Annotated in this window: 15 protein-coding genes; 1 reads left to right on the top strand and 14 read right to left on the bottom strand. The window is 68.8% G+C overall.

Going from position 1 to position 16399, the window contains the following annotated elements:
* The first annotated feature begins 386 nt into the window (after window positions 1-386).
* Window positions 387-572: a hypothetical protein gene (locus AB3X10_RS08260; protein ID WP_369980644.1), complete on the top strand. Its 186-nt coding sequence runs from the start codon at window positions 387-389 to the stop codon at window positions 570-572.
* 275 nt (window positions 573-847) lie between these two features.
* Here the strand turns inward: AB3X10_RS08260 and AB3X10_RS08265 are convergent, their stop codons facing one another.
* From AB3X10_RS08265 to tsf, 14 genes are all read right to left on the bottom strand, one after another.
* On the bottom strand, window positions 848-1567 hold the full coding sequence (locus tag AB3X10_RS08265) for a ribonuclease HII (protein ID WP_369980646.1): 720 nt from the start codon (window positions 1565-1567) through the stop codon (window positions 848-850).
* Entirely contained in the window at window positions 1564-2874 is a 1311-nt protein-coding gene (gene lpxB / locus AB3X10_RS08270; RefSeq protein ID WP_369980648.1) for a lipid-A-disaccharide synthase, read from the bottom strand. The genes AB3X10_RS08265 and lpxB overlap by 4 nt, the downstream gene beginning before the upstream one ends.
* On the bottom strand, window positions 2871-3662 hold the full coding sequence (lpxA, locus tag AB3X10_RS08275) for an acyl-ACP--UDP-N-acetylglucosamine O-acyltransferase (protein ID WP_369980650.1): 792 nt from the start codon (window positions 3660-3662) through the stop codon (window positions 2871-2873). Before lpxA ends, lpxB begins: the two co-directional genes overlap by 4 nt.
* 19 nt (window positions 3663-3681) lie before the next feature.
* On the bottom strand, window positions 3682-4137 hold the full coding sequence (gene fabZ, locus AB3X10_RS08280) for a 3-hydroxyacyl-ACP dehydratase FabZ (RefSeq protein WP_369980652.1): 456 nt from the start codon (window positions 4135-4137) through the stop codon (window positions 3682-3684).
* Window positions 4134-5156: a UDP-3-O-(3-hydroxymyristoyl)glucosamine N-acyltransferase gene (gene lpxD / locus AB3X10_RS08285; protein WP_369980653.1), complete on the bottom strand. Its 1023-nt coding sequence runs from the start codon at window positions 5154-5156 to the stop codon at window positions 4134-4136. Before lpxD ends, fabZ begins: the two co-directional genes overlap by 4 nt.
* 334 nt (window positions 5157-5490) lie before the next feature.
* Entirely contained in the window at window positions 5491-7857 is a 2367-nt protein-coding gene (gene bamA, locus AB3X10_RS08290) for an outer membrane protein assembly factor BamA (RefSeq protein ID WP_369980654.1), read from the bottom strand.
* Between the two features lie 86 nt (window positions 7858-7943).
* The gene (rseP, locus tag AB3X10_RS08295) at window positions 7944-9302 is read right to left on the bottom strand and encodes an RIP metalloprotease RseP (RefSeq protein ID WP_369980656.1); all 1359 of its coding nucleotides are present in this window, start codon (window positions 9300-9302) and stop codon (window positions 7944-7946) included.
* Window positions 9303-9328: 26 nt separating this feature from the next.
* Window positions 9329-10516, bottom strand: a complete 1188-nt coding sequence (dxr, locus tag AB3X10_RS08300; protein WP_369980659.1) for a 1-deoxy-D-xylulose-5-phosphate reductoisomerase — start codon at window positions 10514-10516, stop codon at window positions 9329-9331.
* A 206-nt stretch (window positions 10517-10722) separates the two neighbouring features.
* Window positions 10723-11547 (bottom strand): phosphatidate cytidylyltransferase, encoded by an 825-nt coding sequence (locus AB3X10_RS08305; RefSeq protein WP_369980661.1) that lies wholly within the window; start codon window positions 11545-11547, stop codon window positions 10723-10725.
* Window positions 11544-12281, bottom strand: a complete 738-nt coding sequence (uppS, locus tag AB3X10_RS08310) for a polyprenyl diphosphate synthase (RefSeq protein ID WP_369980663.1) — start codon at window positions 12279-12281, stop codon at window positions 11544-11546. Before uppS ends, AB3X10_RS08305 begins: the two co-directional genes overlap by 4 nt.
* A 38-nt stretch (window positions 12282-12319) precedes the next feature.
* A complete protein-coding gene (gene frr / locus AB3X10_RS08315; RefSeq protein ID WP_145707608.1) occupies window positions 12320-12877 on the bottom strand; it encodes a ribosome recycling factor in 558 nt (185 codons plus the stop codon).
* A 201-nt stretch (window positions 12878-13078) separates the two neighbouring features.
* A complete protein-coding gene (gene pyrH, locus AB3X10_RS08320) occupies window positions 13079-13801 on the bottom strand; it encodes a UMP kinase (protein WP_104558608.1) in 723 nt (240 codons plus the stop codon).
* Window positions 13802-13881: 80 nt separating this feature from the next.
* A complete protein-coding gene (locus AB3X10_RS08325; protein ID WP_369980666.1) occupies window positions 13882-15387 on the bottom strand; it encodes an HDOD domain-containing protein in 1506 nt (501 codons plus the stop codon).
* A gap of 116 nt (window positions 15388-15503) precedes the next feature.
* Window positions 15504-16382 carry a translation elongation factor Ts gene (tsf, locus tag AB3X10_RS08330; protein ID WP_369980667.1) on the bottom strand — a complete coding sequence of 293 codons (879 nt, stop codon included), beginning with the start codon at window positions 16380-16382 and terminating at the stop codon, window positions 15504-15506.
* Window positions 16383-16399 lie beyond the last annotated feature (17 nt).

Genomic DNA, 16399 nt, shown 5'->3' on the forward strand with positions numbered 1-16399 from the left:
TGGCGTTCCGCTGCCCGATGCGCGCGCGCCTGGATCGGCGTCGCCGGCGCCGGCTTGCGGAAAGCGTCGCCGATGCGAATCCCGCGCAAACTCGCGGCGAGGCATGCTCAGGCGGGTGAATTTACTGAACAAATGCTGACTCGACCCATCTAAACAGTACACCTTGGTACTGTTATCAGTACTGCGCCGTAGGGCGCGCGGATGCGCCCGGATTTCAAGGCCTTAGCGCGATGCCGGGCGTGCCGTGTCCGCGCGCCCGAGATGAATCCATTCTGAGCAATTATTATCTCGGACGATTAACTTGCCGGGCTCGGCGATGCATCCGGATTCGGAGTGATAGCGTCTCGCTCGCCGTGAACCCCCACGGCTTGATGAGGAGAAACCCGATGAAGAAGTTGATTCCGGTGATGGGCGCGCTGATGCTGTTCGGCGCCGTGTCCAGCGCGTCGGCGCAGAGCCTGAGCGACGTCGGCGACCGCTTCGCGCCGTGCCAGCAGCTGAGCGGCGGCGAGTCCGTGCAGTGCTATCTGGACACCTGGTCCGACGTGCTCTCCGACTATTTCAAGTACTGAGCAAGCCGCGGCGACCCGGTTCGGGTCGCCGCTTTGCGCGCGATCGGATGCGCAGGTGCGGCCGAGATTGATTCAATTCTGTAATTTCATATTCTTTCGACATCGCCGGAGCGCGCTGCGCGATATTCATTCGATTATCTTCGGAGTGCGGGCGGCGCGATTGCCAGATGCGCGGATCGCTGCTGCGCGATTGTTTTTCGGGCCATGGATCGGGCCGTACGCGGCGGTCGGGGCGCCGCGCGCCGCCGTCTTCGTCGTGGCGGCGGAAGCGGCGCTCAGGCCGGCTGCGGCTCCGCCGCCAGCAGGTCCGCGTCCGCGCGGCACGGCAGCTCCGAGGCGCTTGGCGCCTGGGCCGTTCCGAGCGCCCGCCGCACCGGCGCGAAGCTGCGCCGATGCTGCGGGCACGGGCCGTGCGCGGCCAGGGCGGCCAGGTGCGCCGGGGTGGCGTAGCCCTTGTGCAGGTCGAAGCCGTAGTGCGGATGCTGTTCGTGCAGGCGCTGCATGATGCGGTCGCGGGTGACCTTGGCCACGATTGAGGCGGCCATGATCGAGCGGTCCAGGCCGTCGCCGCCGACCAGCGCCTCGGCGGCGCAGGGCAGGCCCTTGGGCACGCGGTTGCCGTCGATGCGGGCGAAGCCGGCCACGTGCGCCACGCCCTCGACCGCGCGGCGCATGCCCAGCATGGTGGCCTGGTAGATGTTCAGCCGGTCGATCTCCTCGGCCTCGATCAGCACCACCTGCCAGGCCAGCGCGCGCTCGACGATGCGCGCGTACAGCGTCTCGCGGCGCGCGGCGGTCAGCTGCTTGGAATCGTCCAGGCCGTTGATGCGGGTACGCGCCGGATCGAACACCACCGCGGCCACCGCGACCGGCCCGGCCAGCGGGCCGCGTCCGGCTTCGTCGACGCCGGCGTAGAGCAGCCGGGATTCGGCATTCGGGATTGGGGATTCGCAGAGCAGTTCCCGCTGCGGCGATGGAGGATCGGAGCGCTTCATGCCGTTGCTTTTCCCGAATCCCGAATCCCCACTCCCGAATCCCGGCCTTCCAGCAACTCGAGTACCGCATCGGCCGCGCGCGCCGAGGCGTCCTGGCGCAGCAGCTGGTGCAGGCGCGCGTATTCGGGTTGCAGTGCGGCGACCGCCTGCGGATCGCGCAGCCAGTGCAGCAGTGCGGCGGCGAGCGCGTCGGGGGTGCAGGCGTCCTGCATCAGTTCCGGCGCCAGGTCGCGGCCGGCGAGGATGTTGGGCAGCGCGTAGCGGTCGACCTTCAGCAGGCCCAGCGCCTTGACGATGCGGTAGGTCAGCGGCGCGACCTTGTAGCCGACCACCATCGGCCGCTTCACCAGCATCGCCTCCAGCGTGGCGGTGCCGGAGGCGAGCAGCACCACGTCGGCGGCGAGCAGCGCGCTGCGGGCCTGGCCGTCGAGCAGGTGCGAATACACCACCGGCAACGCCGAGCGCGACAGCTGCTCGGCGAGCAGCGCCTTGCACGCGGGGTTGGCCGCCGGCACCACCACGTGCGCGCCCGGCATCTGCTGCAGCACCTGCCAGGCGGCGGCGAAGAAGGTGTCGCCGAGCCGGCCGATCTCGCCCAGGCGGCTGCCCGGCAGCACCGCCAGCACGGTCGCGGCGGCCGGCAGGCCGAGTTCGGCGCGCGCCGCCTCGCGATCGCCGTGCAGCGCGATCGCGTCGGCCATCGGGTGGCCGACGAAGCGCGCATCCACGCCATGCCTGGCGTAGATCGGCGGCTCCATCGGGAACAGGCACAGCACCCGGTCGGCGCTGGCGCCGATCTTGGCGGCGCGCCGTTCGCGCCAGGCCCAGACCGAGGGGCTCACGTAGTGCACGGTGCGGATGCCGCGCTGCTTGAGCCAGCGCTCCACGCCGAGATTGAAGTCGGGCGCGTCGATGCCGACGAACACGTCCGGGCGCCAGTCCAGCAGGCGCTGGCGCAGCGTGCGGCGCAGTGTCAGCAGCCGCGGCAGATGCCGCAGCACTTCCATCAGCCCCATCACCGCCAGTTCGCTGGCATCGAACCAGGTCTGGCAACCGGCGTTGCGCATCGCATCGCCGCCGATGCCGGCGAATTCGGCATCCGGATGGCGCGCGCGCAGCGCCTCGATCAGTCCGGCGCCGAGCTGGTCGCCGGAGGCCTCGCCGGCGACCAGGGCGATGCGTAGCTTGGCTGCGCCGGGATTGGGGATTGGGGATTGGGGATTCGCTACAGCGGAAGCGGCGCTACCGGCGACTGCAGTGCCGCCGTTGCCAATCCCGAATCCCGACTCCCGACTCCCGGCACTCATCGCAACAACGGCCGCTCGCTGGCTTCGATGAATTCCAGCATCGCGCGCACGTCCTCGCTGCTTTCGGCCAGCACCGCCAGTTGCTGCTTGGCCTCGGCCAGCGGCAGGCCGGCCACGTACAGCGCGCGGTAGGCGCGCTTGATCGCGGCCACGCGCTCGGTGTCGAAGCCGCGGCGCTTGAGGCCTTCGCTGTTGATGCCGCGCGGGCGGCCAAGCGAGTTGCCGCCGACCATGGTGAACGGCGGCACGTCGCCGTTGATCAGCGCACCCATGCCGAGGAAGGCGTGGTCGCCGATGCGGCAGAACTGGTGCGCGCCGGCGAAGCCGCTGATGATCACGTGGTCGCCGACTTCGACGTGCCCGGCCAGGGTGGTGTTGTTGGAGAACACGCAATGGTCGCCGACCACGCAGTCGTGGGCGACGTGGGTGTAGGCCAGGAACCAGTTGTCGTTGCCGACCCGGGTGATGCCGCCGCCGTTGCCGGTGCCGCGGCTGACGGTGACGAACTCGCGGATCACGTTGCGGTCGCCGATCACCAGTTCGGTGCGCTCGCCGGCGAACTTCTTGTCCTGCGGATCGCCGCCGAGCGCGACGTGGCCGACCAGGTGGTTGCCGCGGCCGATGCGGGTCGGGCCGACGATGCTGCAATGCGCGCCGATCACGCTGCCTTCGCCGATCTCGACCTCGGCGCCGATCAGGGTGAAGGCGCCGACGCGCACATCCGCAGCCAGCGTCGCCGACGGGTCGATCACCGCGGTGGGATGGATGAGAGGGACGTTATCGCTCATTGCAGGTCTCCTGCCTGGGTCATTCGCGGGTGCCGGCGCACAGCACCTCGGCGCAGGCGACGACCTTGCCGTCCACCTTGGCTTCGCCGTAGTACACGGCCATGTTGCGGATCACGCGCTTGATTTCCACGTGCAGCTCCAGCACGTCGCCGGGCACGACCTGGCTGCTGAAGCGGGCCTTGTCGACCTTGACCATGTAGAACAGCTTGGACTGCGCGTCGCGGCCCAGCGCGAGCTGGGTCAGCACGCCGCCGGCCTGGGCCAGCGCTTCGATGATCAGCACGCCGGGCATGATCGGCTGGCCGGGGAAATGGCCCTGGAAGAACGGCTCGTTGATGCTGACGTTCTTGTGCGCCACGATCTTGCGGTTCTCGAAGTCGAGCGAAATCACCCTGTCCACCAGCAGGAAAGGATAGCGGTGCGGGATCAACGCCTGGATCTGGTTGATGTCCGGCAGTGTCTGTTCGTGGCTCATTGCTTCTCCTTGCTTACAGACAGGATGCGACGTGCCAGGGCATCGAGCTGCTTGAAGCGCGCGGCGTTCTTGCGCCACGTGCGGTTGTCGGTCAACGGGGTGCCGGACGAATACTCGCCCGGCTCATGGATGGAATTGCGCACCACCGACTTGCCGGTGATCACCACCTTGTCGCAGATTTCCAGGTGGCCGACCACGCCGACCGCGCCGCCGAGCATGCAGTAGCGGCCGATCCTGGCGCTGCCGGCGATGCCGGTGCAGCCGGCGATCGCGCTGTGCGCGCCGATGTGCACGTTGTGCGCGATCTGCACCAGGTTGTCCAGGCGCACGTCCTCTTCGAGCGTGGTGTCTTCCAGCGCGCCGCGGTCGACGCAGGCGTTGGCGCCGATCTCGCAATCGTCGCCGATGCTCACGCCGCCGAGCTGCGGCACCTTGATCCAGTGGCCGGCGTCCATCGCCAGGCCGAAGCCGTCGGCGCCGAGCACCGCGCCGGGGTGGATGCGCACGCGCTTGCCCAGCCGCACGCGGGTGACCAAGGTGACGCGGGCGATCAGTTCGCAGCCGTCGCCGACCTGGCAGTCGTCGCCGATCACGCTGCCCGGGCCGATCACGCAGCCGTCGCCGACCACGCTGCGCGCGCCGATGCTGACGAAGGCGCCGATGTGCGCGCTGGCGGCGATCTGCGCGCTGGGGTCGATGCTGGCGCTGGGATGGATGCCGGGCGGGCGCGCCGGCGCCACGTCGAACAGCGCGGCGATCTTGGCGAAGGCGACGTAGGGATCGCGCGCGATCAGCGCGGTACCGGGCGCCGCCTCGGCGTCGTCGGCGCGCAGCACCACGACGGCCGCGGCGCTGTCGGCCAGCTGCGCGCGATAGCGCGGATTGGCCAGGAAACTGAGCTGGCCGGCGCCGGCATGTGCCAGCGTGGCCACGCCATGCACGGCGACGCCACCGTCGCCATGCAACTGCAGGCCGAAGCGCTCGGCGATGTCGTGTGCGGTATAGGAAGGAGTATTCACGCCGGGATTCTACCGTGTGCCACCGGCACGGTCATGCTGCCCCTGCGCGCAGGCCGCACAGGCCAGGATCGGCCAATGCTCAAGGCCGCCATCAACCAACGCCAGAAAAGCCCCCGCTTGAGGGCCATGCCACGATCAACCAAGCAGAAAACCCTCTGCTTCGGTCAGATCGCGGTCATCCAATTCTGACAAAAGCCCCCTTTAGTAAAGGGGGCGCGCCGACAGGCGCGGGGATTTGGGAGAAGACGAGCCGGGGCCCGCGGTTCGCGCAGCGAATCGTGGGGCGTCAGCGCGAACGCGATGACGCGCTCCCTGGCGGCGGGTGGGCAGTTCTTTAGAACTGCCCACCAAACGTGAACTGCAGGCGCTCGATCTCGTCGTTGTCTTCCTTCTTCAACGGGATCGCGTAGCTGATCGAGATCGGGCCGACCGGCGCGCGCCACAACAGCGCCACGCCGGTGGAGGCGCGCAGTTCGTTGGTCTTGTAGTTGTCCACGCCGTTGAACACGTTGCCCACGTCGACGAACGCGGAGACGCGCGCCGACGGGCTGTCGAACAGCTTCGGGAAATACAGTTCGGCCGAACCCACGGTCTTGAACGAGCCGCCCAGCGGCTGTCCGCGGCTGTACGAGGCGGTGGCTTCCGAACGCGGGCCGAGGGTGTTGTCCTCGAAACCGCGCACCGAGTTGGTGCCGCCGGCGTAGAAGTTCTCGTAGAACGGCAGGCCCGAGGCGGTGACCGTGCGCGTGGTGCCGTCGGCGTTGGTGATGGTGCGGGTGACGTCGCTGCCGTAGCTGTCGCCGTAGCCGAACTCGGCGCGGGTGTTGAGCACGATCGACGGGATGATCGGCCAGTACTTGGAGATCTGGTAGTTCAGCTTCCAGTACTCGACGGTGGAGCCGGGCAGGGTGGCTTCCAGGCCCACGCGCTGGTACATGCCGCGGGTCGGCATGAAGTAGTCGTTGCGGGTGTCGCGCGCCCAGCCCAGCTCGCTGCGCCAGGCGTGGAAGGTGCGCTGCCCCATCGCGTCGATGTAGTCGATGATCGCCTGCGGGGTGTAGCCGGCGTAGGTGGTGATCTGGTTGCTGTCGATGCCGAACATCACCGAGACGGTGTCGTTCTCGGTGATCGGCACGCCGAAGATCACCTGCGCCGCGCCGTTCTTGCTGTTGTACTGCGCGGTGCCGAAGTCGGAGTAGTCCAGCTTGCGCCACGACACGTTGTAGCCCAGCGACACGCCGTCGTCGGTGAAGAACGGGTTGGTGTAGGAGAACGCGTAGCGCTCCTGGTAGCTGCTGCGCGAGGCGTCCACCGAGACGCGGTTGCCGCCGCCCAGGAAGTTGTTCTGCGACAGCTGGATCGAGGTGGTCACGCCGTAGGTCTGCGAATAGCCCAGGCCGAAGGTGAAGCTGCCGGAGGTGGTTTCCTTGACGCTGTAGACCACGTCGACCTTGTCGTTGCTGCCCGGCACCGGCGGCGTTTCCACGTCCACCGACTCGAAGTAGCCCAGGCGCTGCAGGCGCACCTTGGAACGGTCGATCGCGGCCTGCGAGTACCAGCTGTTCTCGAACTGGCGCATCTCGCGGCGCAGCACCTCGTCGGAGGTGCGGGTGTTGCCCTTGAACACGATGCGGCGGACCGCCACGCGCGGGCCCGGCACCACCTGCAGGTTGATCGCGACGGTGCGCTTCTCGCGGTCGGTGGTCGGGATCGGGTTGACCTTGGCGAAGGCGTAGCCGATGTTGCTGAGGGTGTTGGTGATCGCGTCGGAGCTGAACTCCAGCAGCGCGCGCGAGAAGGTGTCGCCCGGCTTCGGGATCACCAGCTTCTCGACCTCTTCCTGCGGCAGCACGGTGTCGCCGGTGACCTTGATGTCGGAGATCTTGTACTGCTCGCCTTCGGTGATGCCGGCGGTCAGGTACATGTCGCGCTTGTCGGGGCTGATCGCCACCTGGGTGGAATCGACGCTGAAATCGACGTAGCCGCGGTCCAGGTACCAGGAGTTGAGCTTCTCCAGGTCGCCGGACAGCTTTTCCTTGGAGTACTGGTCGTCGCGGCGGTACCACGACAGCCAGTTGTGCTCGCGCGACTCCCAGTTCTCCAGGATGTCCTCGGTGGCGAACTTCTCGGTGCCGATCAGGTTCACGTGCTGGATCTTGGCGGCCTTGCCTTCCTTGATCGCGATCGCCACGTCGACCCGGTTGCGGTCCAGCGGGCTCACCGTCGGGGTGATCTCGACGTTGTACTTGCCGCGGTTGTTGTACTGGCGGGTCAGTTCCTGGGTCACCCGGTCCAGGCTCAGCCGGTCGAAGGTGCCGCCCTCGGTCAGGCCGATGTCGGACAGGCCCTTGAGCAGCTCTTCGCTCTTGATGTCCTTGTTGCCGGTGACGGTCAGCTTGTTGATCGCCGGGCGCTCCTTGACCGTGACCACCAGGATGTTGCCCTGGCGATCGACCTGCACGTCCTCGAAGAAGCCGGTGCGGTACAGCGCGCGGATCGCCTCGCCGACCTTGGCGTCGTCGACCGTGTCGCCGCGTTCCACCGGCAGGTAGGTGAAGACGGTACCGGAGGAGATGCGTTGCAGCCCATCGACGCGGATGTCGCTGGCGGTGAAGGGCTCCGTCGCCTGGGCCAGGACCGGCAGGCTGAGGCTGGCGGCGAGGGCGAGGGCTAGCAGGCGGCGAGTGGGAAATCGCGTCATGTCACGTCCGGTAGAGGTCGATATCGTTGTTGCATGGGCGCCGGCGTAAGACGACGACAGCGGGGTCGGGTGGATCAGCATCGGGTTCATCGCAAGACCTGGCCGAAGATGTCGTTGTAGAACGCCAACCCCATCAGCCCGGCCAGCATCGTCAGACCGACGACCTGCCCCGCGGCCATGGCACGCTCGCTCAGCGGGCTGCCCTTGACCAACTCAATAAGGTAATACAGCAAGTGCCCGCCGTCCAAGATTGGAATCGGCAGCAGGTTCATGATCGCCAGGCTCAGCGACAGCAGCGCCAGGAAATACAGGAACCAGTCCGGGCCCTGCTTGGCCGAGCCGTTGGCCACCTTGGCGATGGTGATCGGCCCGGACACGTTCTTGATCGAGGCCTGGCCGGTCAGCATGCGCCGGATCAGCCCCAGCGTATCCCCGGCCAGCTTGCCGGTCTCGCGGAACGCCATCGGGATCGCCGCCAGCGGGCCGTACTGCAGCTTGGCGTCGAATGCCGGGGGCGTGTTGGACGATGTGGCGATCCCCAGCGCCAGGCCCTGCACCCGCGGATCCTTGCTGGGAGTGAGGCGCACGTCCAGCGCCAGCCGCTCGCCGTTGCGCTCGACCTCGACCAGGCCGCTGCCGCCGTTCCTGGCCAGGGCCTTGACCTGGGGGGCGACCTGGTCGGCGCTGGCGACCGGTGCGCCGTCCACCGCCAGGATGCGGTCGCCGGGGCGCAGCACGCCGTCGGCGGCCGAGCCCGGCGTCACCGCGGAGACGATCGCCGGCTGCAGGGTGAAGCGCCAGGCGAGGCCGGCCAGGCGCGGCACCTGCTGCTCGTCGAAGCCGGCCGGCAGCTGCGACAGGCGCAGCGTATGCACGCGGGTGGCGCCGTCCTGCACGTCCTCGGTCTGGATGCGCACGTCGGCGCGGTCCATCGCCGCCACGGTCAGCTGCATGCTGGCATCGCTCCAGCTGGAGACCTCGCGCTCGCCGATGCGCACGATGCGCTCGCCCGGCTGCAGCCCGGCCTGCAGCGCCAGCCCGTCGGCGCGGCCGACCACCGCCGCGTAATCCTGCCTGCCGATCACGAACATCGCCCACAGCAGCGCCACGCACAGCACCAGGTTGGCGATCGGGCCGGCGGCGACGATGGCGATGCGCTGCCACACGCTCTTGTTGTTGAAGGCCTGGCCGCGCTCGGCCGGGGCCACGTCGCCCTCGCGCTCGTCGAGCATCTTCACGTAGCCGCCCAGCGGGATCGCGGCGATCGCGAATTCGGTGCCGTGGCGGTCGTGGCGCGACCACAGCGGCTTGCCGAAGCCCACTGAGAAGCGCAGCACCTTGACCCCGCAGCGGCGGGCGACCCAGAAGTGGCCGAACTCGTGGAAGGTCACCAGCACGCCCAGGCTGACGATCATCCACCAGACGGACCCGATGAAATCACCCATGCGCGTGGCTCATAGGGGTGTACGTGTCAGACATGGGCAGGCTGGCGGGCAATGGCGAGTTCGGTGATCTTGCGCGATTGCGCGTCCGCCGCCAGCAGCGCGTCCAGGGAGTCGGCCGCGCCCGCAGGCAGCACGGTCAGGGCGTTCTCGACCAGCGCAGGAATTGATAGGAAACCGATACGGCCCTGAAGAAAGGCTGAAACAGCCACTTCGTTGGCTGCGTTCAGGATCGCCGGGGCGCTGCCGCCGGCCTGCATCGCGCGCCAGGCCAGGCCCAGGCAGGGGAAGGCGTCCAGGTCCGCCGGTTCGAACTCCAGGCGGCCGTGGGCCAGCAGGTCCAGCCCGGCGACCCCGGATTCGATCCGCTGCGGCCAGCCCAGGCCCACCGCCAGGGTGGTGCGCATGTCCGGCAAACCCATCTGCGCCAAGGTGGAACCGTCGATGAACTCCACCAACGAGTGCACCAGGCTCTGCGGGTGCACCAGCACCTCGATGCGCGAAGGCGGCAGCGCGAACAGGTGGTGCGCCTCGATCACCTCCAGGCCCTTGTTCATCAAGGTCGCCGAGTCCACCGAGATCTTCGGGCCCATCGACCACTTCGGGTGCGCCACCGCCTGCGCCGGGGTCACCGCCTGCAGGCGGCTGCGGTCCCAGCCGCGGAACGGGCCGCCGGAGGCGGTCAGCAGCACCCGCCGCACTTCGGCGCCGGCCTGGCGCGAGCGCAGGCACTGGAAGATCGCGTTGTGCTCGCTGTCGATCGGGATGATCTCGGCGCCGGCCGCGGCGGCCGCGGCGGTGACCAGCTCGCCGGCCAGCACCAGCGATTCCTTGTTGGCCAGCAGCAGGCGCTTGCCGGCGCGGGCCGCGGCCAGGGTCGAGGCCAGGCCGGCGGCGCCGACGATGGCCGCGACCACGCTGTCGCAGGCGTCGCTGGCCACCAGTTGCTCCAGCGCGGCGGCGCCGGCATGCGCCTCGGTGCGCAGCCCGGCCGCGCGCAGGCCGTCGCGCAGCGCCGCATACAGCGCCGGGTCGGCGATCACCGCGTGCGCCGGCCGGTGCGCGGCGCACAGCGCCAGCAGCCCGGCGACGTTGCCGCCGGCGGCCAGCACGCTGGCGCGCAGCCGCTGCGGGTGGCGCGCGATCACGTCCAGCGCGGAGGCGCCGATCGAGCCGGTGGCGCCGAGCACGGCGATGGAGCGGACGGCATCGGCCATGTCAGGGCCTGCGAACGCGATTGGGATCGGCCACGTTGCCGCGCACGGCCGCCTGGGTGCCGCACACGGCAACCCGAAGGGCCGCGCTTGGGCGCGCACAGGACCGCGTCATCACTCGGTCGCTTGTCGACATGAGTTCCCTCGTTCTTCCTTGCCCTGTGCGCGCCCAGGCGCGGCGTGGCCTATCCCGATCGCGTTCATAGGCCCTAGAATCCGAAGATCTCTTTACCCAGCGCGAAGATCGGCAGCGCCGCCAGCACGCCGTCGACGCGGTCCAGCACGCCGCCGTGGCCGGGGATCACGTTGCCCGAGTCCTTGGCGCCGACGTGGCGCTTGAGCAGGCTCTCGAACAGGTCGCCGACCACCGAGGCCAGCACGCTGACCGCGGCCACGATCAGCAGGCCGGGCAGCTGCGGCAGGGTCACCCCGGCCAGCCAGCCGAAGCCGGCGGCGCAGACCAGGCCGGCCAGCAGCCCGCCGAGCAGGCCTTCCACGGTCTTGTTGGGGCTGATCCGCGGCGCCAGCTTGTGCTTGCCGAACTGGCGCCCGGCGAAATACGCGCCCGAATCGGCGGCCCACACCGTGACCAGCGCGGTCAGCAGCCAGCGGTGCCCGTTCGGCTCGCCGGCATGGATCAGGCCCAGTGCGGCCCAGGCCGGGACGATCGCCAGGGTGCCGGCGGCCAGCTTGAACACCCGCGCGTAGGTGGCGTGGTCGGAGCCGAACTGGAAGAAGCGCAGCCACAGCAGCGCCACGCACCACCAGCCGACGCCGACCAGGGTGGTCAGCTGGAACAGCACCAGCGAGCCGGCCGAGGCCCACACCAGCAGCACCATCAGCAGCAGGTTCAGCACCAGCAGGATGGTGCGCGGCAAGGTGTCGTCGACCTCGGCCAGCTTCAGCCATTCCCACAGGCCGATCAGGAAGATCAGCGCGGCCAGCGCCGCCAGCCATTGGGTCGGCAGCAGCAGGATGGCGCAAATGGCCAGCGGGGCCATGATCAGCGCGGCGATGACACGGGTGCGGGTCATGCGGATGTGTTCTCCGTCGCCGGGGCGACTTGCGCGCTGGTCAGGCCGAAACGCCGCTCGCGGCCGGCGTAGTCGTCCAGGGCTTGTTGCAGCACCTCGGCGCCGAACTCGGGCCAGAGGGTCTCGGTGAACCACAGTTCGGTGTAGGCCAGCTGCCACAGCAGGAAATTGCTGATGCGCACGTCGCCGCCGGTGCGGATGAACAGGTCCGGCGGCGGCAGGTCGGCCAGCGCCATGCGCGCCGACAGCAGCTCCTCGTCGATCTGCTCCGGGCGCAGGCGCCCGGCCGCGACCTCTTCGGCCAGCGCCCGCGCGGCCTGGGCGATGTCCTGGCGGCCGCCGTAGCTGGCCGCGATCGACAGGTGCAGGGCCTGGTTGTGCTGGGTGCCGGCTTCGGCCTGGGCCATGCGCTCGCGCAGCGACGGCGCGAAGCGCGAGCGGTCGCCGATGAAGCGCACGCGCACGCCGCGTCGCTGCAGTTCCTCGACCTCGCGGTCCAGCGCGTGCAGGAACAGCTTCATCAGCGCGTCCACTTCGTCCTGCGGGCGGCCCCAGTTCTCGCTGGAAAAGGCGAACAGGGTCAGCGCGGGAATGCCGCGCTCCAGGCAGAAGTCGATGGTGCGGTTGACCGCGCGCGCGCCGGCGCGGTGGCCGATCACGCGCGGCCGGCGGCGGCGCTGCGCCCAGCGGCCGTTGCCATCCATGATGATGGCGATGTGGCGGGGCAGGGACATGGAGTGGGGGTCGGAAGACATGGCCGAACGGCGCAGGCTCAGACCGCCATCAGTTCCTGTTCCTTGCCCTTGACCACGTCGTCGACGTCCTTGATCGCCTTGTCGGTCAGCTTCTGGATGTCGTCCTCGCTGGCGCGGGCCTCGTCCTCGGTGACCTTCTTGTCCTTCAGCAGATCCTTGATCTGCTGGTTGGCGTCGCGGCGGATGTTGCGGATCGCGACCTTGCTGTCCTCGCCTTCGCTGTGCACGACCTTGGACAGCTCGCGGCGGCGCTCTTCGGTCAGCGCCGGCAGGTTGAGGCGGATGGTGGTGCCGGCGGTGTTCGGGGTCAGGCCCAGGTCCGAGGCCAGGATCGCCTTCTCCACCGCGCTGACCATCTGCTTTTCCCACGGGCTGATGGTCAGCGAGCGGGCATCGGCCACGGCGACGCTGGCGACCTGGCTCAGCGGCATTTCCGAGCCGTAGTAATTGACCTTCAGGTGCTCGACCAGGGCGGTCGAGGCGCGGCCGGTACGCACCTTGATGAGCGTATGGCGCAGCGCATCGATGCTCTTGGCCATGCGGGTCTGTGCGTCTTGTTTGATTTCGTTGAGCATCGCCGGTGTCCGTGCTGAATCTGAATCGGACGATTATAGCCGGGAACAGCGTGGTGCCGGGATTGGAGATTGGGGATTGGGGATTCGCAAACGCGTTGCGCACTGCAGCAGGTTGTCTGCCGCGAGCGCCTCGCAACGGCGCATGCTAGCGGCTGTCGCGTTTGCGAATCCCCAATCCCCAATCCCCAATCCCGGCCGTTATCAGCTGCGGCCCTTCACCAGCGTGCCGATCTCCGCGCCGTGCAGGATCTTCAGCAGTTCGCCGGGCTGGCCCATGTTGAAGATGCGCAGCGGCAGGTCGCTGTCGCGGGCCAGCGCGAACGCGGCGGTGTCCATCACTTCCAGGTTGCGCGCGATCACTTCGTCGTAGGTCAGGCTGTCGAAGCGCACCGCGTCGGCGTGCTTCTTCGGGTCCTTGTCGTACACGCCGTCGACCTTGGTCGCCTTCAGCAGCAGGTCGGCGCCGATCTCGATCGCGCGCAGCGCCGCGCCGGAGTCGGTGGTGAAGAACGGATTGCCGGTGCCGGCGGCGAAGATCGCGATGCGGCCCTTCTCCAGATGGCGGATCGCGCGGCGGCGGATGAAGTCCTCGCACACGTCGTTGATCTTGATCGCGCTCATCACCCGCACCTTGGCGCCGAGCTTTTCCAGCGCGTCCTGCATCGCCAGCGCGTTGATGACGGTGGCGAGCATGCCCATGTGGTCGCCGGTGACCCGGTCCATGCCGCCGGCGGCCAGGCCGGCGCCGCGGAAGATGTTGCCGCCGCCGATCACCAGCGCCACTTCCGCGCCGGCCTGCTGCGCCTCGATCACTTCATGGGCGAGGCGGTTGATGACCTTGGGGTCGATGCCGTAATCCCCATCCCCCATCAGCGCTTCGCCGGAAAGTTTCAGAAGGATGCGGCGATAGGCGAGCTGGGACATGGTGACCTCGTTGGGGGGACGGGCAAACCACGTGATTCTAGCCGAAGCGCGGCAGGGAATCTGCCGCGGGCCTGCTTCGCTCAGGCCAGGGTGTCGCGGAACGAGCGCGCGGTGACGCGGTTGCGGCCGCCGTGCTTGGAGCTGTAGAGCATGTCGTCGGCGGCCTGCAGCAGCTCCTGCGCGGTGGCGAAGCGCTCGCGCCCGCCCTGGGTGGCGACGCCGGCGGAGAAGCTGATGTGCAGCGGCCCGCTCTTCAGTTCCACCATCGGCCGCTGCGCGATCTCGGCGAGGATGCGCCGGATCACGCTCAGCGCGGCTTCCTCGCTGGTGTTGGGCAGCAACACCAGGAATTCCTCGCCGCCGAAGCGCGCCACCGTGTCGCTGCTGCGCAGCAACGGCTGCAGGGCCTGCGCGAACGCGCGCAGCACCTGGTCGCCGATCAGGTGGCCGTGGGCGTCGTTGATCTTCTTGAAGTCGTCCAGGTCGATGAAGGCGACCGACAGCGGCCAGTCGTGGCGGCTGGCCAGGTCGAACTGCTGGTTGAGCAGCACCTCCAGCTGGTGCCGGTTGTAGACCCCGGTCAGCGCGTCGCGGCTGGCCTGCTCGGCGAGGCGGCGCGCGCGGTGCTCCGATTCGTCGGCCTGGTGGCGCGCGTGGGTGGCTTCCTGGATCTCGCGCAGGTTGCGCAGCACCATCAGCTCGCGCGCATGGCTGATGATCGCGTCGATCCGCTCCGGCTGCGCTATGCGCACGTCGAAGATCGGGCCGATTTCCGGCAGGGCTTCGGCCATGCCGGCGATCACCTCGTCGAAGCGGCGGCTGTCCAGCTGCAGTTCGCGGTACGCGCGCTCCATCGCCAGGCCGCGCGCGGCATCGGTATCGTCGCTCAGCCAGATGTCGGCGAGGCTGCCGGACAGCAGCACGCAGCGGCCGAAGGTGTCCGGCGCCGGTTCGACGCCGGCGCTTTGGCCGATGCTGCGCTGCAGATAGCCGGGCAGCTTCCACTTCTGCGCCAGCCAGGCGCCGACCTCGGCGTGGTCGCAGCCCAGCCGCTCGCGCTCCAGGGCGGCCAGCGCCGCCTCGCCGCTGCCGCCGGCTTCGCGCAGCAGCGGCGCGTAGTCGTCGTGGCAGATGTGCAGCAGGGCCAGCGCGCCCATGTCCTGCAGCAGCCCGGCCAGCATCAGTTCCTCCTGCTTGCGCAGGCCCATGGCCTGGCCGAGCAGGCGGCTGGCCAGCGCCGACAGCACGCTGCGCCGCCAGATCCGTTCCTGCAGGTCGCTGGAGGCGCTGCCGTCGCGCAGGCTCTGCACCATCGAGAAGCCCAGCGCCAGGCTCAGCGCGGCGTTGAGCCCGAGCATGGTCAGCGCCTGGCCGAGGTTGTCGATGCGGCGCCGGCTGGCGTACAGCGGCGAATTGGCGATGCGCAGCATGCGCGCGCTCAGCGCCATGTCCATCGCGATGGTGTCGGCGGTGGTGGCCAGATCCACGTCCGGATCCTGGGCAAGCTCGATGATGCGCAGCGCAATCCCGGGCGGCGAGGGCAGGTTGCGGGAGTGAGCCAGGATGGCTTCGAGTTCAGGGCGCATGCGGTTCCGCGTGAAGTGTGATCGGGACAGCGATGCGTCCCTGCCCGCAGAGCGTACCACCGGCGAAAAAAAAGCCGCGACAAGGCGCGGCTTTTTTTCTCCGGGCGGGGCCGGATTCAGGCCAGGCCGGCCTGCTTCATCACTTCGGCGGCGTAGTCTTCCACCACCTTCTCGATGCCTTCGCCCACGGCCAGGCGCTGGAAACCGACCACGTCGGCGCCGGCGGCCTTGGCCGCCTGCTCCACCGTCTGGTCGGTGTTCAGCACGTAGGGCTGGCCGTACAGGGTGACCTCGTTGACGATCTTGGCGATCTTGCCGCTGATGATCTTCTCCAGGATGTCGGCCGGCTTGGCCTTGTCCTTTTCCGACATCTTGGCCAGCTCGATCTCCTTTTCCTTGGCGACGAACTCGGCCGGGACGTCGGCGGCCTTCACGTGCGGCGGGTTCATCGCCGCGATGTGCATGGCGATGCCGCGGGCCAGCTCGATGTCGCCGCCCTTGACCTCGACCAGCACGCCGATGCGGCCGCCGTGCACGTAGGCGGCGACGTTGTTGGCGCTGTCGATGCGCGCCAGGCGGCGCACCTGCACGTTCTCGCCAACCTTGGCGATGACCGCGGCGCGGGCTTCCTCGACGGTCTCGCCGCCGGCCAGCTTGGCGCTCTTCAGCGCTTCGGCGTCGGCGGCGTCCGAATGCAGCGCGGCCTGGGCCACGGCTTCGGTGAAGGCCAGGAAGTTGTTGTCCTTGGCGACGAAGTCGGTCTCCGAGTTGATCTCGACCAGCACGGCCTTGCCGCCGTCCTGGGCCATCGCGATGCGGCCTTCGGCGGCGACGCGGTCGGCCTTCTTGTCGGCCTTGGCCAGGCCCGACTTGCGCAGCCACTCGGCGGCGTTGTCGATATGGCCGGCGTTCTCGGTGAGCGCCTTCTTGCATTCCATCATGCCGGCGCCGGTGCGCTCGCGCAGTTCCTTGACCAGGGAAGCAGTGATTTCCACGGGGTGACCTCACAAAA

Source organism: Xanthomonas sp. DAR 80977 (assembly GCF_041240605.1).
Classification (GTDB): domain Bacteria; phylum Pseudomonadota; class Gammaproteobacteria; order Xanthomonadales; family Xanthomonadaceae; genus Xanthomonas_A; species Xanthomonas_A bundabergensis.